Source organism: Edaphobacter sp. (assembly GCF_035532915.1).
In the GTDB taxonomy this organism is placed as follows: domain Bacteria; phylum Acidobacteriota; class Terriglobia; order Terriglobales; family Acidobacteriaceae; genus Edaphobacter.
In genome coordinates this window covers 1-19622 of record NZ_DATKQC010000198.1, presented here as the reverse complement: position 1 = coordinate 19622, position 19622 = coordinate 1, and the positions used below count along the sequence as shown (strand labels likewise).

Sequence of the window (19622 nt, the reverse complement as noted above, 5' to 3'; positions counted from 1 at the left end):
ATGCGTTTTTCTTTGCGCTTATCTCTTCAAACTTGCAGGCTGTTGACTTTTGGAGCGGGAGACGGGGATCGAACCCGCAACCAACGGCTTGGGAAGCCGCTACTCTACCATTGAGCTACTCCCGCCTCTGAGTTGAATTATACCTTGCAAAATCGATGCGGTGCGATCCGCGCTCGCGCTGCCAGCACACACAATTACGCTTGTGACTTCACTGACGCGAACTCCCGCCAGTAGGGCGAGTCATCATATCCCCGAGAGCCTGGTCCTTACGATCCTTCCTCTGATGCAGCAGCTTTACTCTAGCTAATTCCCTATCCGCCTGTGTCTTGTCTCCTATCGCCTGAAAAAGACGCGCCAGGCGCCGGTGCGCCATCGGGATTTATATCGATGGCCTTCTTAAACTCGATCTCTGCATTTGCGTTCCGGCCTGCTGCGGCATTGAGGATGCCCATATCGAGGTATGCCAAACGATTGATTCCAACCGCGCCCTGCGCGCACGGTCAAGACGATATGTCAATACTTCCAAATTGCCGTTAGTGCGCCAGTTTCAAACTGACGCACTAACATCGATGTACTGGTTCCAGGTTCCATTGAAATTGCTGAAGAAGAGCAGGTAGTCCTATTTCAGCGACTCGCGTTTCTGCGTATCACCGAGGAACGGGAATCGATCGCGAGGAATGATGACCCAACGCGCAAACTCCATGAAAGAGAGAGTTTACGCAATGAATGCCATTGCGCCGATGCGTCCATGGAAGACATGGATTCTACGTCTGATTTTCTTCGTTTTGGCGAAGACGCTACTAGCTTGCTTCTTCTTGTGCCCAGATTTTCAGGTTAAATGCTTGATTTTGGTGGAGCTGAGCGGGATCGAACCGCTGACCTCCTCGTTGCGAACGAGGCGCTCTCCCAGCTGAGCTACAGCCCCCCACCAGATGCGCGCTGAATCACCGTTCTCACGGGCATGCGCACTATCAAACGACATCTCCGAGTGTAACAGCAAGCAGCCTGCGGCTCAAACATCAAATTGCGTTCACGCGCGCCGTCACCGCAGTGCCCGCGGCCAGCGGCTTTTCCACCACATGCCATACCTCTCCAGCAGCATCTACGGCGATGCTAAGCACCGGGACTATGAGTCTCACCCCACTGGGCGCAACCGCTTCGAGCGCTCCTACATCGCCCGCGCCAAACTCCGTCCGGTCAAGCGCCATCTGCCAGCGCTGCCTCCCCGCCACACGCGACTCCTCGCGAATATCCACTACCACTGCCGCAAACTCCACACCAACTCCTACGCTCATTTCAATGCTCCAAGCTGTTGCACATCATCCAACCTGCCCACCGGATACAGGCCCACGCGATTGGCCGCAAACCACGGCGACCGCTCATAGAAAAACTCCAGCCGCGCATTAGCGTTTCCGGCAAATACCGGATCGCTCGATACCTTCTTCTCAAACTCTTCCTTCAACTTCGGGTCTTTGGCCATCATCTCCCGCGCCAGAGACTCAAGCACATAGGCCTCGCCATACTCCTTCTGCTCGAAGATCGAATCGAAGAACCCCCACTGCAACGCTGAATCAGGCGCAGCCGGTTCCAGCCACTCCATCACCACCTTCGACAAGCGCTGGTTAAGCCGCACTACTGCAGACCCCGCCGGAAAGCTCATCTTTTGACGTATCAACACGCAGCTCCCAAACTTGCCGGGATCGTGCGTAGCCTCTCCATTGAAGGTCGGATGCCGTCCTTCATACGGAGGTTCCTGCCATACCATTCCCGCACATTGATACGTCTCGACATCACCTGTCCACGCCCTCGTCGTCCGCTGCATCACCACCTGGTGCGCCGCCAGCACCCCAATCACATCCGTCCACGGTGCAGGGATGATGTAAGCCGCCGGAGGAGCAATCTCCGCCGTCACCTTGTACCCGGCCTGTATTGGCAGCGAGACGTTCCACGGCTCATGCGAATACTTCACCCACATCGCTCCCGAAACCGCGCTCAACTCGCGCTTGTACTTGTACCCCCGAAACAGCACCGGCGTCGTCTGGCCGCCCCATCCCAGCGCAAGCGGAAACTTTACGTCACTCAAAGGATGCGCACCAAGGCTCTCAGCCTGTTGATCCGCCGCAGCATTCAGCGCAATCACCTTATATGCATCGTGGTTCATCAAATCCATCAGGCCCGCGAGAATCTCGTAGTTCCCCGTTACCCGCGTCTTATAGTCCTTCAGCATGTGCAGCTCGACCAGCATTCCTGGTCGCCCTTCCAGCACCATATATCCGGTAGAAAAACGTGGTGGGTCATCGTTGAAGCCCAACCCCTGCGATGGATCATTGTCATTCACAAGGTTGATGTAGTTCGGGAATGCCAGATGCCCATGCGCATCCACATACTTCTCCAAGGTGGGATTGGCCACGTCATCGATCCACTTCACCGTAGCCGCTGGCAGATTCGGTCCATCGTCAATGGTGAATGTGACATCGTACTGATAGTCTGCGCCGTCGGTCACGTGGTCATCGACAAAAAAATCCGGCAGCCAACGATGGTACATCGCCATAAAAGCGCGAGTCTCTGGCGCATCTGCCTTCAGATAATCGCGATTCAGGTTTAGGTTCGTTCCGTTGCCGCGCCACCCCATCTCCGCGGGACCGTCCTGGTTGATTCGGTTGTACGCACTCCGCCGCTCATGCCCGTCGGCGTTATACATGGGGATGAACACAAACACCGCTCGGTCCAGCAGCGCCGCCTTCGTTTTATTGATGACCATGTCGCGCAGCAGCGCCAGACACGCATCCTTGCCGTCCATCTCACCAGCATGAATGGAATTCTGCACCAACACGATCGGCCGCTTCGCTGCATGAATCGCCGCCGGATCGAACACCCCGTCACGCGAGGCGATCACGATATCCAGCTCGCGCCCTTCACCCGTCTTCCCGAAGCCTTCGATCTTCACCTGCGCCGGAGCGGCGGCCTGAACTCTCCGCAGATAAGCCATCGTGTCGTCGTAGTCTGGCGTAGTGGCATAGCAGCTCTTCTCCGCCGGCGTCAGCCATTGTGCATCGCCGCTCAGCACACATGCGGCAGTCGAAGCTGCACGCGGCTGCAGGCTGCTATCCGCGACCGTCTGCGCCATCACACCAACCGGCCCCACGCACAAGAGCAACACGGCAAAGCGCGCAAAAGAAGTCAAAATCGCCCTCCTGATAATTCGGCATCACGGTGCCGTCGCTGTTCGGTATCTCGCAGTCCTAAGTCAGATCATCCGCATCGAAGGCCGGCCGTTTTCGCCCCAGCGCCGACGCATCCGGAACTCCCTGCACCAGGCTCTCTACCACCTGATTGACCTCATCCACATCCGCAGTCGCCGACAACTTCTTTACCGGCTCAGGAACCGACAGGCTCTCCAGGAGAACCGTCACATGGGCAACAGCAACATGGTCCTGATTCAAACCCTCCGGCGTTTTGGCCTTGATGCCGACCTCGCCCGGCTGCACCCCCAGCAACTCCGCCACGCGCTCCCGCAGCTCATTGGCAATGGGCACGATCTTGGGCCGTGCCATCACCAGAACCGTGTCGATATTGACGATTTTGTATCCCGCCGTAGCAACTTCTTCCAGCGCCGTCTTCAAAAACACGCTCGAAGCCGCGCCCTTCCAGCGTGGATCGCTCGGAGGAAAAAATGTCCCAATGTCACCCGCCGAAACCGCTCCGAGCAGCGCATCGGTAATCGCATGGAGCAGCACATCACCATCCGAGTGGCCAGCCAGCCCCTCGCTATGCTCAATCGCCAATCCGCCGATCACCAGCGGCACGCCCGCCTTAAATGCGTGCGAATCAAACCCATATCCAATTCTCATACCCATTCGCGATTCCTCAACGTATCGACCACGGATTCACGCGGACCAACACGGATTTTTTTCCTGTCGTTCTCTAGTATGAACCGCTTGAACTGTGCTCTGGGGCCAAAGCTCAAAAGAAGGCCAACTTCCAGATTTGTAGCTCGAAGATAATGCAACAATTGCCCTTCATGCGCCGGATCAAAAGCCGATACGGCCTTCAACTCAAGAAGTACGCAATCATTCACAACCAAATCCGCGCGGAACTTTAGCTTTTCATCCGCATTCATCCGCGTAAATCCGTGGTCGATCTTTGCAGATAAAACTCCGCCAGCTCAATATCCCCTGGCTGCGTGATCTTGAAATTCCGCGCCGAACCCAGCACCACGGCAACCTCAATTCCTGCCCGCTCCAGCACGCTGGCCTCGTCCGTGCCTGCAAAACCATCCGCCTCAGCCTCTTTGAAAGCCTTGCGTAGCAGCCCAAACCGCGCACCCTGCGGAGTCTGCGCCAGCACGACGCGCTCCCGCGGAATGGTCGAGGTGATAATCGCTCCGTCCGCCGTCCGCTCCACCTGCTTAATCGTATCGACTGCGGGCAGACCGACAATCGCCGCACCATGCTTGATGACCGCTTCAATCGTCCGTTCAATCGTCGCAGGATCAATCAGCGGACGCACCGCGTCATGCACCAACACCACATCGTCGTCGGTGCACTCCAAAGCCGCGAGCGCATTGCCAACCGACTCCTGCCGGTTGTCGCCGCCTGCAACCATCTTCACCCGGTCGCCCAGCTTGTACTCCTTCATCTGGGCCTCGAGGCGGTCTCTCTCCTGCGGTCGCACCGCGACACACACCGCGTCAACTCTCGGCACCGCAAGAAACGCCTGCACGGAGCGCACCAGCACCGGCACGCCACCGATCTCGAGAAACTGCTTCGGCGCAACCGCCGTCGCTCCATGCGCGGCCATCCGCGTCCCAATCCCTGCTGCCGGAAGAATCACAAAAACTCGCATAACCACCGGAGTATACAAGATAGGCGCCATTGGTAAGTGATAATAACCACGTGCCCTCACCTACCATACCAACACCGTCAGAGGAATACAGACAACGCCAGCAGGCCCGCGAGACCTCGGTGGAACAACTTGACGGAAGGCATCGCACGCTCGGGAACATGCGTCTTCTGCTCGTCATCGTAGCTCTGCTGATCGCATGGTGGGCTGTCTACAGGCACGATATCTCCGCATGGTGGCTGTTACTTCCAGCCGCAGCATTCATCGCAGTTGCTACCTACCATGCAGCCATCCTTCGCAAAAAATCCCTCGCCGAGCGAGCCGTCGACGTCTACCGCAAAGGGCTGGCGCGCATTGAAGACCGCTGGATCGGCAACGGCCAGCAGGCCCCGCGCCCCGATGCGACCACCAGCCTCTACGCAACTGACCTCGATCTCTTCGGAGCTGGCAGCCTCTTCGAGCTGCTCTCGCAGGCGCGCACCTGCATGGGCGAAGACACGCTCGCCCACTGGCTCCTCTCCCCATCTCCAGTCAGCGAGATCATCGAGCGCCACGCAGCCGTCTCCGAGCTCCGCAGCCGCCTCGACCTCCGTGAAGACATGGCCATCCTCGGCGAGAACGGACAGAAACTGAAGACCGGAGTCCACCCCAAAGCTCTCCTGCAATGGGCCGAGCAGCCAACCCAGCTCAAGCAGCAAAACCTTCGCTGGGCCGCACTGCTGCTCGCCCTTCTCGCCATCGCCGGAGCTATCGTCTGGGGCGAAACAGGAATCAAGACCCCCTTCCTCCTCGTCCTTGTAGTCGAGGTCTTCATAGCCTTCTCGCTCAAAGAGCGACTGAATAAAGTCTTCGCCGGAACTGACCGCGCACTCGCAGACCTCGAGTTGCTTTCATCCCTTCTGGCCCGGCTTGAACGCGAGCCATTCACCTCTCCCCGGCTTCTACTCCTCAAGCAAGAGCTCGCCTCGCACGCCATCCCCGGCTCGAAAGCCATCGCCCATCTAAAGACCATCGTCCAGTACATCGACTCGCGCGACAACCTGTTCATGCGCCTGCTCGACAAACCTCTTATGTATTCCGTCCAGGTCGCCTTCGCCGCCGAGGCATGGCGGCGCGCCCACGGCAAAGCGGTAAGCTCCTGGCTCAATGCCGTAGGAGAAATGGAAGCGCTCCTCTCCATCGCCGCCTACAGCTACGAGCATCCAGCCGACCCCTTCCCCGAGTTCGTGGAAGGACCGCCCTCCTTCTACGCTGAAGAGCTGGGCCACCCCCTCATCCCCATCGCAAAATGCGTCCGCAACACCGTCAGTATCAGCGGCAAAACGCGAGCCCTGCTCATCAGCGGCTCCAATATGTCCGGCAAAAGCACGCTCATGCGTGCCGTCGGCATCAACACCGTTCTCGCCATGGCAGGCGCTCCTGTCCGCGCCCAGCGCCTGCAACTGACGCCACTCCACGTAGCCGCAAGCATCCTCGTCAACGACTCGCTGCAAGAAGGCAGCTCGCGCTTCTACGCCGAAATCACCCGCCTGCGCCACATCTGCGATCTCGCCGGGCAGCGTCCGCCCGTCCTCTTCCTTCTCGACGAGCTGCTGCAAGGAACCAACTCCAAGGACCGCCTCATCGGAGCCGAAGCCGTCGTCAGCGAACTGATCGACAACGGCGCAATCGGCATCATTAGCACACACGACCTCGCCCTGACCGACATGCAGCGCTCCGGCGAAGGCCGCCTGCAAAACATGCACCTGCAGGACGAGATCGAAGACGGCAAGATGAAGTTCGACTTCAAGCTACGCGACGGCGTCGTCACCAAAAGCAATGGCGTCGAACTGATGCGGCTTATCGGCCTCAAAGTCTGAGATTCACATCCACCTCTTCATGACGCTGCATAATAGACAGATCCAACGGCTCCCCACAACCACAATCTCAAGGAGATCCATATGCCGCTTCCCTCAGACGAAAAGCTCATCGCCCTCGGCGACGACCTGCTGCAGCAGTTCGAGACCATCTTCGGCCAACACCCCGGCTTCCGCCCCGCCCACGCCAAAGGGACCATTTTGACTGGCACCTTCACACCGGCGGCCAACGCAGCTTCACTCTCCCGCGCCCCGCATCTTACCCGCCCCTCCACTCCCGTCTCGGTACGCTTCTCGAACTCCACTGGCCTTCCTCTGATCCCCGACAACGACCCCAACGCCAGCCCGCACGGCCTTGCCATCCGCTTCCACCTCGCCGAGCACTCCCACACCGACATCGTCAGCCACTCGACCGACGGCTTCCCCGCTCGCACTGGCGAGGAGTTCCTGGAGTTCCTCCGCGCCATCGCCGCCAGCGCATCCGCCACTTCACACCCCACACCAGTTGAAGCCTTCCTCGGCAGCCATCCCGCCGCGCTTGCGTTCGTTCAGGCAGCCAAGCCCAACCCCTCCAGCTTTGCGCGCGAATCCTACTTCGGCGTTACCGCCATGCACTTTACCAATAAGGATGGCGACAGCCGTTATGGCCGCTATCGCATCCTCCCCGAAGCGGGCAACGACTTCCTCGACGACGCAGGAGCCGCCGAGAAGTCTCCGAATTACCTCTTCGACGAGATCGCTGAAAGAGTCGCCAAAGGCCCCATCAAATTCCGCATCTTCGCTCAACTCGCCAACGATGGTGACGTGGTGGACAACGCCACCATCCACTGGGCCGAAGACCGCGAGCAGTTTGAATTAGGCACGGTCGAGCTAACCCAACCCGTAGCGGACAACGCTCACGAGCAGAAACAGATCATCTTCGATCCCATCCCGCGCGTCGACGGCATCGAGCCTTCAGACGATCCGCTGCTCGAACTGCGCGCCGCCGTCTACCTCATCAGCGGACGCAAACGCCGCACCGCGCCGGAACAGTAGCCGCAAAGCGGATGTGGCGGATCAAATTTCATCGCCCGCCACATCCTTCTCACTCCATAAGATCATCTCGTTCGTAGGCTCGAATCCATTGCGCTCGTACAGCGGCCTGCCAAACTTCGAGGCATGAAGTGACACCACCTTAATCCCTCGCTGCCGGGCATCGTTCACCGCCATCACCAACAGCTCCCGAGCCAGCCCGCGACCGCGAAACTCCGGCTCGACATAGACATTCAGCAGATAAGCCCTCACAGGCTCCGAGTCCATCCAGTGCGGCGGAAAATCCATGAACAGAACTCCCGCACCAGCGACCACCCGTCCATCCTCCGCCGTCAGCCATCCCACATAGCGGCCATCGATCAGCCTCTCCCGCACCCACGGAACGAAGTTGTCTGCTACATCTTTCAGCCGCGCCTCATTACCCTGGCCGGAGTCCACAAACATCTGGCACCGCTGCTCACTGATAAGCTCCGCATCCGCCTCTGTCGCCAATCTCGTCTCAAACATCGATCCAGTATAGAAAACAGGCTTAGCCCGTCCGCACCTGTCCACTCAGCGACCGCAGTCCCGAACCCGCTATTAGTCCAAGGGAACGCAAGAAACTCCCGCAAACCGCCACCGATCCTCTCCCGAGCGACGCATCGATAAGCCATAGCCCGGAAGCTGAAACGTCATCGGCTGCGATCCGGCACAGATCGCATTTCCGGAATAGGGATATCGGCATAGATGGCTCCCAACATCTAATGCACCGGGAAAACCAGGACTTTCGTGCCGCAGGACTCCGCTGGATGACCTCATTTGTACAGGGTAAGAACAATCTAAGGGTCGTCGCCTCCAATGCGGCAACAACAGTCACCGACGAGATCGACTTCCTCTACCAGATAGATAGATGGAAGACTCCGTCTATTTGAAGTTGACTGAGACAGCACGAAGCACGATCGACGGCAAAGAAGCGATCACCGTCGCGGTCAGATTATACGATGCCAACGGGAATCTGTGCCTGAACGCAAATAATTTGGTACATTTCACGGTTGTAGCCCCAGGCGCACTGATCGATAATCGCGGCACATCGCGAGGCTCCCGGGTCGTGCAGACGTACAACGGCAGGTCAGAGATCTCTGTTCATTCAAACAATGGCGGATCCCTCGTAGGGCCGGGGGTCGCTGGTATCCGGACCGCCTTCTACACACTAAGCTAGCCCATCCTCCCGTTCACCCTCCTATTTTGGCAATCGTGAATAATTTTAGACAAACGTTATTCTTATAGCTTGACATTTGTTTTCTGTGCGAATTATGGTTCAGAGGATTCGAACGCATCCCGATTGAATCCATACATCTCTCAGCGATAGCAATGTCCGGCGGTTCAGACTGGTCAGCTCCGCAGATGCAGATAAGTCCTTAAATTGAGAGGCAGGTCCAAATGAGCACGACCCTACGTTCCACTGGTTGGAAACTTCTATTGCTGCTGTTATTCGCGGCATTCAGTACGACTGGCCACGCACAACTGACAACAGCCACCATGGTTGGTACCATTTCCGATTCCACCGGCGCGGTCATTCCCCATGCGATAGTCACGATGACCCAGACTGACACAAACTTCACTCGCACCATTACGGCGAAGGACGATGGCTCTTTTCGAGCCCAGTTCCTCCCAGTCGGCCCCTACAAAATCTCCGTTGCGGCAACAGGATTCAAGACGCTGGAACGCACTGGCATCGTCCTTTCTGTCATGCAGGACGCCACCCTGAACTTTGCTCTGGAGAATGGCACTGCGATGGAGACAGTCAACGTGACCAGTGATGTGCCCCTCGTCAATATGGGGAGCGCCACTTTGGGCGACACGGTCTCCAATGTCGAAATCGATAATCTCCCACTCGTCAACCGCAACGTAGATCGTCTCCTCCAACTAGTTCCTGGCGTTCAGAAGGTCGATACAGTCAACAACCTTGGCTATCAGGAGATCAAGGTTCTGGTCAATGGCTCGACCGATGGCTTCGTCGGGCAGGTTTCCTACTACCTTGATGGTGGCCTCAATATGACCGGCCTCCGTAACAGCGGAAACCAGGTTCCCAATCCTGACGCGGTAAGCCAGTTCAATGTAGTCACAAACAACTACAGCGCCCAGGTTGGCAAGTATTCAGCGGCTGTTGTCAGCATCGTTACCAAAGACGGCACCAACAGTTTCCATGGTTCAGCCTTTGAATTCTTCCGTGACAGAAACTTCAACGCAGTGGGTCACAATGCTGGCGCGAATGCTGTCAAAACTCCGTACAACCTGCACCGGTTTGGGGCCACGCTTGGCGGTCCAATTCGCCACGACAAAGACTTCTTCTTTGGCAGCTTCGGTGGATATCGTTTCAGAACCGCCGCCACTAACAGCGGCAATCTTCCAAGCGCAGCCCAAATTACTGGAAATTTCTCTGAAAACCTTCCTTCGGACATCACGTCATGCACCCAAACGCCTTCCGCGGCAGACAACAAGAACCTTAAATTTCTGGTTTGCAATCCAGCGACCCGCAAGCCTTACGCGAACAACACTCTTCCTTCAGTCGATCCTACCGCCGTCAATATCCTGAACTACATCACAACAGCCCTGAAGAAAGAAGCCAAACAGCCTTTCCGTACCGGGGATACTCCTTACACCTACCGTGTGCTCGAATCGACGCCTGAACAGAACGAAGAATATCTAATCAAGACCGATCATCAGATCACGCCGTCGCATCGTTTAACGCTGAGCTACTTCCTGTTGAACTACAGCATCCTCCAAAATCTCGGCGGTTTCACGCAAGCATGGTCGCACTCTAACTATGCCAACAAGCAGCAGAATGCCAACGTCAGCGATGTCTGGACGGTCAACTCTCGCACTGTCAATCAATTCTGGGTGAACTACACGCGCCAGAATGGCGGACGCATTCCAGTGAGCGGCGATCCCAGTAAAAAAACGCTAGCCGACTTCGGCTCGGATTTTGGGGTTGTTGGCACACCCTCGCTCTCAAATATCAGTGTCGGCGGAGTAGAGGGATTTTCGTTGACCCAGGCGATCACCGGCCCCAAGGCAGGCGCCAACGTTTATGGTGTTCGTGACGTACTGAGCACGACCCGTGGCAAGCACTCGCTCTACCTGGGCGGCGAAGCAGGTTTGGAAAAGGATTTCCAGCTTACTTCACTCAACAATTACGGCTCGTTCACCTTCTCCACGACTAACGGTGCCAGCAGCGCTCGTACGACTAACGGCTTGTCGGACTTTCTCGCAGGCACTCCTGCCAGCATGGGACAGGACACCGGACTCTATGCGAACGCCAATTGGTACAGCTACGGTCTTTTCGCACAAGACGACTGGCGCATTCGACCCAATCTGACCCTTAACCTTGGCATTCGCTACGACCGGCAGCAAGCTCCCACCGATCCCCAGCACATGCAGACAAACTTCAAGCCAGGGGTACAGTCTCACGCTTTCCCCAATGTTTCGATCGTCGGCAAAACCGGTCCCCAACTTGCTCCCCTTGGGATGCTCTTCCCTGGTGATCCCGGCGTGCCTGTCGGCGGAGTCTACACGCCGAACAATCACTTCTCGCCACGCGTAGGTTTTGCCTACGATCCCTATGGGACCGGCAGGACGGTTTTTCATGGCGCTGCCGGTCTTTTCTTCGGCGGTATCTCCGGCAACGAATGGGAGTTCCCTTCCAACTTTGCTCCCTACGCCGTGCGTAATAGCGGCTATAACAAGGTCACTTCTTTGACCCATCCATACTCGAATGACCCAACCGAGTTCCCTACCGGTTCCAATCCGTATCCAGAGCTGGCCTTCAACTACAAGCAAGGATCTGCAACGTTCTTACCCTTCAACCAGATCGTGGCCTTCGACCCGAACTATCGCTGGCCATACTCGATTCAATTGAACTTCGGCTTCCAGCAGCAATTTGGGAGAAGCCTGGCCCTAAGCGTGAACTACGTCGGCTCGCTCAACCGCAAGTCGCCGCTGTATAACGACATCAACGGACCGCAGTTCAACATCACCGCGACCGGCACCAGCGGTGCAAGCTGCAAGGATCTAACTCAGGCTTGTGGCTATGACAACAGCAGAAGCACCATCAACAACCGTCGGCCTCTCAACTCTATGTTTGGCGCGTCGGCGACTGTTCCTCTCTACAGCAACGTGTGGATCATCCGCTCCAACCAGAACTCCAACTACAACGGTCTGCAAGTCACATTGGAGCAGCGCATCACCCACCACGTCAGCGCCAAGGGATACTATTCCTGGAGCAAAACCCTGCAAAGCAATGCCCTCGACAGCACCAGCGGTTTGAACGGAACCTTTGTCGACTCAAACTATCCGCAACTCGAATATGGCCAGCGTTCAGACCAGGACCGCCGTCACATGATGACGATGTCCTTCGTCTGGAAGCCCGACTATTTCGACCACTACAATCGGTTTGTCAAAACCGCGTTGAATGGCTGGACCGTTAGCGGCATCTGGACCGCGAACAGCGGTCAGCCCTTCACCGTAACCACCGGCAACGACAACTACTTCTCTGGCCTTGGCAACAATCGCCCGAGTGTAGCGCCAGGCAAAACTCCTCACACCATCACCAGCCGTTCGCGCAGCGCCGAGATGAAGCAGTGGTTCGATAAGACGGCCTATTGCAGGCCCGGTGTCGATGCCGGTTGCCCAGGCGTCGGCCCTTTGGGCCTGCTTGGAAACACCCGTCCCGCACAACTTGACGATCCCGGTTATAGAAATGTTGACGCGTCGCTATTCCGGTCCTTCAACATTCACGAATCGTTCAGGTTTCAGTTTCGCAGTGAGATCAGCAATGTCTTCAATCTGACCAATCTGGGCACACCGTCAACCGCGATGAACAGCTCGACCTTCGGCCAAATCACCGGCAGCGGAGGCAGCAACCGCATCATCCAGGTTGGTGGCCGGATCCTCTTCTAAACGTTACCTCCACTTCCCAGAGCACCTGGAGGGTCAGGTGCTCTGGGACTTTTTTATTCAACTAACCTCCCTCTTCTTTAGCCCGACCGTTGTGATCCTGCGCCCGCGAGACCTTTGACCGCTGGCTCACTGACTATAACGAATCCAAACTACCCATGGTCCTGCTTCGACCCTACGAATCAGAAGGGATAGGCATGACACCGGCCAACAGACTCGTTGGCAGGTCACGCTTCCGTTTTGACACCTAACATTACCTCGGACGTAAGCAGAATCCGCAGGAACCGGTGAACGACCGCTTGGGATGTCTCTTCCCCGAGACTTCGAGTAACGGTAAGGCCTGTTAGCGCCAGTTGGAGCCATCAGTGTTTGGGCCATACAGGGAATGCCCCCACGTTCCTACCCCCGACTTGCCGATACTAACCATAGCGGAACTTTGAAACTCAACCAGCGCAAGACAGCAAACGAAAAGTCTGGCAGAATTACCGTGCTTTCATCTTCTCGAGCGCCATGTTGAGCGACAGCACGTTTACTCTGGGCTCACCGAAGAGTCCAAATTGCCGTGGCGTGATCGTATCCATCACAACGCGGCGGACCATAGCCTCACGCAGGCCACGCTCGCGAGCGACCCTGGGTACCTGATACAGAGCAGCAGCCGGACTGAGGTCCGGGTCCAGCCCGGAGCCAGAGGCTGTGACAAGGTCAATGGGCACCGGAACGTCTGAGCTCTCTGCTTTCACACTGGCTTCGACCCGATTGACGAGTTGTGTATTTGTGGGACCCAGGTTAGATCCTGCGGAGGCGGAGGCGTCATAGCCCGCACCGGCTGCTGATGGCCGGCTGTGAAAGTATCCTGCTCCGGTGAATGGCTGTCCGATCAGCTTCGACCCGATGACCTCTCCGTTGCGGACGATGAGTTGGCCATCGGCCTTATTCTGAAAGGCCAGCCTTGCCAATCCAGTGATAAGCAGCGGATAGGCCAGACCCAGAAGGACTGTCGTAACTACCGTGTATAGGCAGGCAGTAATGATGTGCTTTTTCATAATCTCCTCTAGGCCAAATGCAGGGTTGTGATCACGATATCGATCAGCTTGATTCCGATGAACGGAACAATGAGACCGCCGACCCCATAGATCAACAGGTTGCGGCGCAACAGGGCAGCCGCGGAGATAGGCCGGTACCCCACTCCGCGCAATGCAAGAGGTATGAGGCCGACGATTATCAACGCATTGAAGATAACGGCGGAGAGAACGGCCGACTCCGCATTGTGCAGGTGCATGATATTCAAGGCGTTCAGCACCGGGAAAACGCCTGCGAACATCGCCGGGATAATGGCAAAGTACTTGGCCACATCGTTGGATATAGAAAAGGTGGTGAGCGCGCCACGCGTCATGAGCAGTTGTTTACCGATGGCGACAATCTCGATCAGCTTGGTTGGGTTCGAGTCGAGGTCGACCATATTGCCGGCCTCTTTTGCCGCCTGCGTGCCCGAGTTCATGGCCACGCCGACATCGGCTTGTGCAAGCGCCGGGGCGTCGTTCGTTCCGTCTCCGGTCATGGCTACAAGCTTGCCATCTGCCTGCTCGCGGCGGATGAGATCCATCTTGTCCTTGGGTTTAGCTTCCGCCAGAAAATCGTCGACGCCTGCTTCGCGTGCAATCGCCGCTGCTGTGAGTGGGTTATCCCCGGTGATCATGATGGTGCGAATGCCCATGGCCCGCAGTTGTTCGAAACGCTCGCGCATGCCGCCTTTCACGACATCTTTCAGGTGAATGACTCCGAGTGCGTGCCCATTCTCCGTCACAACCAGTGGTGTTCCTCCACTGCGCGAGATTGTGTCTACGCTGTTACGCACTTCAACTGGCATATGCGAATTGTGCTCTTCCAGATAACGAGTGATGGCGTCGACTGCGCCTTTGCGGATGCTTCGGCCGTCCACCTCGATGCCGCTCATGCGCGTTGTGGCGGAAAACGGGACGAACTTCGCATTGAGAGAGGCGAGTTCGCGGCCACGCAGGTTGAACTGTTCCTTGGCAAGTACGACAATGGAACGGCCCTCAGGCGTTTCATCCGACAACGACGAGAGTTGTGAGGCATCGGCCAGATGCTCTGTGCTGACGCCCGGCCCGGCAATGAACTCGGCAGCCTGGCGATTGCCAATAGTGATTGTTCCCGTCTTGTCTAGGAGCAACGTGTTCACATCGCCTGCAGCTTCGACCGCGCGTCCCGAGGTGGCAAGCACATTGTGCTGCACCAGGCGGTCCATGCCTGCAATACCGATCGCCGAGAGTAGGCCTCCGATCGTGGTTGGGATAAGGCAGACGAGCAGCGCAATCAGCACGAAGATCGTCTGCGGCGCGCCGGAATAGATGGCAAAAGGCTGCAGCGTCACGACAGCGAATAGAAAAATAATTGTGAGGCCCGCGAGAAGAATATTGAGCGCAATCTCGTTGGGGGTCTTCTGCCGCTCCGCTCCTTCGACCAGCGCAATCATGCGATCGAGGAAGGTCTCGCCAGGATTGGACGTGATGCGCACGGTGATGACGTCGGAGAGAACACGCGTGCCCCCTGTCACAGCAGAACGGTCCCCTCCGGCCTCACGAATTACGGGTGCCGATTCGCCGGTAATGGCGGACTCGTCCACGGAAGCGACGCCTTCGATGACTTCGCCGTCGCCGGGAACAATGTCGCCTGCAGAGACGCGCACGATATTGCCGACGCGTAGCCGGGAACTGGGAATCTGTTGCACAACACCTTCCACAAGCATGTTGGCGCAGGTCTCAGACTTGGCCTGCCGAAGTGCATCGGCCTGGGCTTTACCACGGCCTTCGGCCATAGCTTCCGCAAAGTTCGCGAACAGGACGGTGAACCATAGCCAGAGCGTGATCTGCAGGTTGAAACCGAAGTGTCCCTTATGTGTCGCGGCGTTGACCAACAGCAACACTGTGGTGAGCGCACTTCCAATCTCCACGACGAACATCACGGGGTTTTGCATCATGGTGCGCGGGTTTAGCTTGGCCAGAGCATCGATGAGTGCTCGGCGAACGATGTCGGCGTTGAAGAGAGAGCTGCGATGACCGTGCATAGACATAAATTCTTAGCTTCCTAAAAGGCGTGCCCAGCACGCAGCAGCAGATGTTCGAGAATGGGACCGAGACTCAGCGAGGGAAAGAATGTGAGAGCGCCAACAATCACAATCACGCCGATCAGCAGCATCGTGAACAATGGTGTGGTCACGGGGAAAGTTCCTGACGAAGTCGGGGCGATTTTTTTGCCAGCAAGGTTTCCGGCGATCGCCAGCATCGGCACGATCATCATGAAACGGCCGAAGAACATCGCGATTGCAAGTGAGTAGTTGAACCAGTGAGTATTGGCATTCAATCCTGCGAAAGCTGAGCCGTTGTTCCCGGTCGCGGAGGTATAGGCATATAAGACTTCGGAAAGGCCGTGCGGCCCATGATTGGCGAGGCTGCTTAGGCCGACGTTCGGCATCAGCAAGGTGATTGCTGAAAATCCAAGAATGATGAATGGAAAGATAAGCAGATACAGCATGGCCATCTGAACGTCATACGACTCGATCTTTTTCCCAAGGTACTCCGGAGTTCGACCAACCATGAGCCCCGCGATAAAGACCGTCATCACGATAAAAACGAGCATCCCGTACAGTCCCGCTCCCACCCCTCCAAAGACAATTTCCCCGAGCAGGATATTGGCCATCGGCACCATGCCACCGAGGGGCATGAAGCTGTCATGCATGCTGTTGACGGCGCCACAACTTGCGTCCGTAGTCACGGTGGCAAAGAGCGCCGAGTTGGTTATGCCAAAGCGGACTTCCTTGCCCTCCATATTTCCTCCGGATTGCATCAGTGAAGTCTGCTGGTCGACACCATGCAGCAACGGATTGGGTTGCGATTCCGCCCAGTAACAGGTGAGCGTGCCGACAAACCACAGCACCACCATGGCCGCCAGCACGGCCCACCCATGTTTCGGCGAGCCCACCATCTCTCCTAGACAGAGCGCAAGTCCCGCGGGCAACAGAAAAATGGCAAGCATCTCGAGGAAGTTGGATAAAGGGGTGGGATTTTCAAAAGGATGCGCACTATTTGCGTTGAAGAAGCCTCCGCCGTTCGTGCCCAGCATCTTGATAGCTTCCTGTGAGGCAACAGGGCCCTGTGCAATAGTCTGTGTCGTTACGATCGTCGTTTTGCCGTCGAGTCCGGTAACTTTTTGCGGCTCCATCAGCCTGGCGGTGTCATACGGGCGGAAGTTCTGCACGACGCCCTGGGACAAAAAAGCCAGCGAGAACACGATGGAGAGGGGCAACAGAACCCACAGTGTGGCCCGCGTGACGTCCACCCAGAAATTACCCAGCGTCTTGGACTCGCGTCGGGCGATGCCCCGAACGAAAGCCATGGCGAGCGCCATGCCAACCGCCGCAGACCAGAAGTTATGGGTGGCGAGCCCAAGCATCTGCGTCAGATAGCTCATTGTGGTTTCGGGTGTATATGCCTGCCAATTTGTGTTCGTTGTAAATGAGATGGCAGTGTTGAATGCGAGAGCGGACTCGACCGCGGGAAGATGTTGCGGATTGAGTGGCAGCAGGTGCTGCAGTCGCTCGACAGCGTAGGTCAGGACGAGCGTTGCCGCGCTGAAGAGAAGTGTCGCGCCTGCGTACTCGGTCCAGCGCATCTCGTGATCGGAATCTACACCCGTGATGCGATAGAGCAAACGCTCACATGGGATGAGCACCGGATCAAGCCATGTCTTGCGGTGGCTGAATACGCGGGTGAGGTACCTGCCCATTGGCTGCGCAAGCAGCAGAACAGTCACGATAAAAACAGAAATCTGGAGCCAGCCATTGAGTGACATCAGAACCTTTCCGGACGCAGAAGCGCGTAGACGAGGTAGACAAGAATGGCAGCCGAAATAACAAGCAACAGAGAGTTGAGAATCATGATTGCTTTCCTTTCAGCCGCTCGCATCCCAGCACATAAGCCATGGCGAGAGCGAACAGCAGTACGAGTGAGACGAGAACTAGCACATCTGACATAGGAGACCTCCGGTTACCGTTGGTCCTGGCACAGGTGAACGTGCCAGAGACACTGACCGAAAAAAGTTTGATTGGAGAGAAGGCGTTGATACGCCGCGCGAGTGACGAAAGGAATTTTCATGCTGCCCTCAAGAAGCATTGAAGCGCTCAAAGGCGTTGAAAGTCCGTAGAAAAGGTGTTAAGAATTCGTAAGTTCGTCTGCCAGGCTGAGCGGCGCGTCCGTTTCAGGCGCGAAGCGATATCCAATCCACGGTTCGCTGTGGATGTATTTCTGCCCCACTTCGGATTCGATCTTCTTTCGCAACCCGGCGATCAGGACACGCAAATACTCCGGCTGATCTTCCGCACCGGGCCCCCACACGGCCCGTAGAAGGACCTTGTGGGTCAGCACACGGCGCGGGGCACGGGCAAAGTGAAGCAGTAAATCGAATTCCTTTGGCGTGAGGTGAACTGCCTGACCTCGCACCGATACGGTGTGCGCGTCGGCATCAATGACGAAATCTCCGGTCTCGATATGAGCTTCTGTGGCGACAGGCTCTGCAGCACGACGCAACTGAGCGCGAACACGAGCCAGCAACTCTGGCATACTGAACGGCTTCGTCAGATAGTCGTCGGCCCCTTCGTCAAGGGCCGTGATCTTCATGGCGTCCGTGTCCCGAACGCTAAGCACGATGATCGGAGTCTGTGAGATTCGCCGCACGGCCCGTGTGAGATCGAGGCCGGTCATCTCAGGCATGGCCAGATCAGAGATGATCAGGTCCGGACGGTCAGCTTCGAAGCGAGTATAAGCTTCCGCACCGTTGCCAGCCACAAGTACCTCATACCCGCTGCTTTGCAGCGAAGCGCGCAACATGCGCGTGATCTGCCGTTCGTCATCTACTACAAGAATCCGTTTCAATGGCTCTCCTTCGTGACGATGTGCAGATCCACGTTCGGGGCTTCAGACATGAACTTCTGTATAGCGAGGTAATAGAGATATTTACGCAGCCCATGCAGCGTGGAGCGACCCACAATCGCCTGCGTAATCCGATGCTCGCGAACATAAGCGGCGGTGACACGAGCGGTATCACTGCCATTGAGGGTCACTACAGTTGCTCCGAGATTCCGTGCAAACTGCAGGCTGGACTCCAGCGTTTGCTTGTGCTTCAAATCTGAGTCGAGTTCGCTCGCCACATGCAAAACGTAGAGTTCACCATTGAGCGCATCCGATAGCCTGGCGCCGCGTGCGATGAGATCACGCGCCTGTGTGCCGGAGCTGATGCAGACGGCAATCTTCTCTGCAACGGTCCAATGCGCCCCGAGTCGCTTGCGTTTCACATAATCGTCGAGAGTGCGATCGACCGCGCGCGTAACCCGTTGGAGAGCCATTTCGCGCAGGGCGATGAGATTGCCGCGGCGGAAAAAATTGGACAGCGACCGCTCCACTCTGTCCATGGGATAGATATCGCCTCGGCGCATGCGCGTGACAAGTGCTTCCGGTGTCAGATCGCTGATCACAATTTCATCCGCACGATCCAGCACCCAATCGGGAACCTGCTCCCGCACCGCGATTCCGGTCAGCGCCTGCACTCGTGATGCCAGGCTTTCTACATGCTGAATGTTGATCGTACTCAGGACATCAATCTTGTTGTCCAACAGGAGCAGAACGTCTTCGTATCGCTTGGCAAACCGGCTGCCTCCCACATTGGTGTGCGCCAGTTCATCGACCAGAACGACCTGCGGCATGCGTGCGAGGATCGCATCGACGTCCATCTCCGCGAACAGGGTTCCTTTGTAGTCGATCTCTCGACGTGGAACCTGCTCAAGCTTGGCGGCCAGTTCTGCGGTTGCATGGCGTCCGTGTGTTTCAACGATTCCTATGACCGCGTCCTCGCCGCGACTGCGACGGCGGATGCCTTCGCCGAGCA

17 protein-coding genes and 2 tRNA genes are annotated in these 19622 nt (G+C 56.9%); 5 read left to right on the top strand and 14 right to left on the bottom strand.

Going from position 1 to position 19622, the window contains the following annotated elements; translation table 11 throughout:
• Nucleotides 1-50: 50 nt before the first annotated feature.
• The 7 genes from VMU57_RS09630 to ispD form a co-directional block, all read right to left on the bottom strand.
• Nucleotides 51-125 (bottom strand) — tRNA-Gly (locus VMU57_RS09630).
• Nucleotides 126-849: 724 nt separating this feature from the next.
• A tRNA-Ala gene (locus tag VMU57_RS09625) sits at nt 850-925 on the bottom strand.
• A 94-nt stretch (nt 926-1019) separates the two neighbouring features.
• Nucleotides 1020-1295: a hypothetical protein gene (locus tag VMU57_RS09620; RefSeq protein ID WP_325382826.1), complete on the bottom strand. Its 276-nt coding sequence runs from the start codon at nt 1293-1295 to the stop codon at nt 1020-1022.
• Nucleotides 1292-3184 (bottom strand): M14 family metallopeptidase, encoded by a 1893-nt coding sequence (locus VMU57_RS09615; protein ID WP_325382824.1) that lies wholly within the window; start codon nt 3182-3184, stop codon nt 1292-1294. Before VMU57_RS09615 ends, VMU57_RS09620 begins: the two co-directional genes overlap by 4 nt.
• Before the next feature lie 58 nt (nt 3185-3242).
• Nucleotides 3243-3857, bottom strand: a complete 615-nt coding sequence (gene ispF, locus VMU57_RS09610; protein WP_325382822.1) for a 2-C-methyl-D-erythritol 2,4-cyclodiphosphate synthase — start codon at nt 3855-3857, stop codon at nt 3243-3245.
• Nucleotides 3848-4120 carry a GxxExxY protein gene (locus tag VMU57_RS09605; RefSeq protein ID WP_325382820.1) on the bottom strand — a complete coding sequence of 91 codons (273 nt, stop codon included), beginning with the start codon at nt 4118-4120 and terminating at the stop codon, nt 3848-3850. The genes ispF and VMU57_RS09605 overlap by 10 nt, the downstream gene beginning before the upstream one ends.
• Nucleotides 4117-4845, bottom strand: coding sequence for a 2-C-methyl-D-erythritol 4-phosphate cytidylyltransferase (gene ispD, locus VMU57_RS09600; protein WP_325382894.1), 729 nt, complete (start codon nt 4843-4845; stop codon nt 4117-4119). Before ispD ends, VMU57_RS09605 begins: the two co-directional genes overlap by 4 nt.
• Before the next feature lie 119 nt (nt 4846-4964).
• Between ispD and VMU57_RS09595 the strand changes: the two genes are divergently transcribed.
• Together VMU57_RS09595 and VMU57_RS09590 are read left to right on the top strand one after the other, a co-directional pair.
• Complete coding sequence (locus tag VMU57_RS09595; RefSeq protein WP_325382818.1) at nt 4965-6701, top strand: MutS-related protein; 1737 nt, start codon at nt 4965-4967, stop codon at nt 6699-6701.
• Nucleotides 6702-6782: 81 nt separating this feature from the next.
• Nucleotides 6783-7733: a catalase family peroxidase gene (locus VMU57_RS09590; RefSeq protein WP_325382816.1), complete on the top strand. Its 951-nt coding sequence runs from the start codon at nt 6783-6785 to the stop codon at nt 7731-7733.
• Between the two features lie 21 nt (nt 7734-7754).
• Here the strand turns inward: VMU57_RS09590 and VMU57_RS09585 are convergent, their stop codons facing one another.
• A complete protein-coding gene (locus VMU57_RS09585) occupies nt 7755-8237 on the bottom strand; it encodes a GNAT family N-acetyltransferase (protein ID WP_325382814.1) in 483 nt (160 codons plus the stop codon).
• 281 nt (nt 8238-8518) lie between these two features.
• Between VMU57_RS09585 and VMU57_RS09580 the strand changes: the two genes are divergently transcribed.
• The 3 genes from VMU57_RS09580 (at nt 8519) to VMU57_RS09575 (ending at nt 12668) form a co-directional block, all read left to right on the top strand.
• Nucleotides 8519-8641, top strand: a complete 123-nt coding sequence (locus VMU57_RS09580; RefSeq protein WP_325382812.1) for a hypothetical protein — start codon at nt 8519-8521, stop codon at nt 8639-8641.
• Nucleotides 8620-8928 (top strand): hypothetical protein, encoded by a 309-nt coding sequence (locus VMU57_RS23015; RefSeq protein WP_414648622.1) that lies wholly within the window; start codon nt 8620-8622, stop codon nt 8926-8928. The genes VMU57_RS09580 and VMU57_RS23015 overlap by 22 nt, the downstream gene beginning before the upstream one ends.
• 221 nt (nt 8929-9149) lie before the next feature.
• A complete protein-coding gene (locus VMU57_RS09575; RefSeq protein ID WP_325382810.1) occupies nt 9150-12668 on the top strand; it encodes a TonB-dependent receptor in 3519 nt (1172 codons plus the stop codon).
• A gap of 479 nt (nt 12669-13147) precedes the next feature.
• On the opposite strand, the gene kdpC is transcribed toward VMU57_RS09575, so the two are convergent.
• The 6 genes from kdpC to VMU57_RS09550 form a co-directional block, all read right to left on the bottom strand.
• Nucleotides 13148-13708: a potassium-transporting ATPase subunit KdpC gene (gene kdpC, locus VMU57_RS09570; protein ID WP_325382808.1), complete on the bottom strand. Its 561-nt coding sequence runs from the start codon at nt 13706-13708 to the stop codon at nt 13148-13150.
• Between the two features lie 8 nt (nt 13709-13716).
• A complete protein-coding gene (gene kdpB / locus VMU57_RS09565) occupies nt 13717-15750 on the bottom strand; it encodes a potassium-transporting ATPase subunit KdpB (protein ID WP_325382892.1) in 2034 nt (677 codons plus the stop codon).
• Between the two features lie 20 nt (nt 15751-15770).
• Nucleotides 15771-17534 carry a potassium-transporting ATPase subunit KdpA gene (gene kdpA, locus VMU57_RS09560; RefSeq protein ID WP_325382806.1) on the bottom strand — a complete coding sequence of 588 codons (1764 nt, stop codon included), beginning with the start codon at nt 17532-17534 and terminating at the stop codon, nt 15771-15773.
• Nucleotides 17534-17620 (bottom strand): K(+)-transporting ATPase subunit F, encoded by an 87-nt coding sequence (gene kdpF / locus VMU57_RS23010; protein ID WP_414648623.1) that lies wholly within the window; start codon nt 17618-17620, stop codon nt 17534-17536. Before kdpF ends, kdpA begins: the two co-directional genes overlap by 1 nt.
• A 273-nt stretch (nt 17621-17893) precedes the next feature.
• Nucleotides 17894-18613 (bottom strand): response regulator transcription factor, encoded by a 720-nt coding sequence (locus VMU57_RS09555; RefSeq protein WP_325382804.1) that lies wholly within the window; start codon nt 18611-18613, stop codon nt 17894-17896.
• Nucleotides 18610-19622: histidine kinase (locus VMU57_RS09550; protein ID WP_325382802.1), on the bottom strand; the 1013-nt coding region annotated here is incomplete at its 5' end. The genes VMU57_RS09550 and VMU57_RS09555, both read right to left, overlap by 4 nt.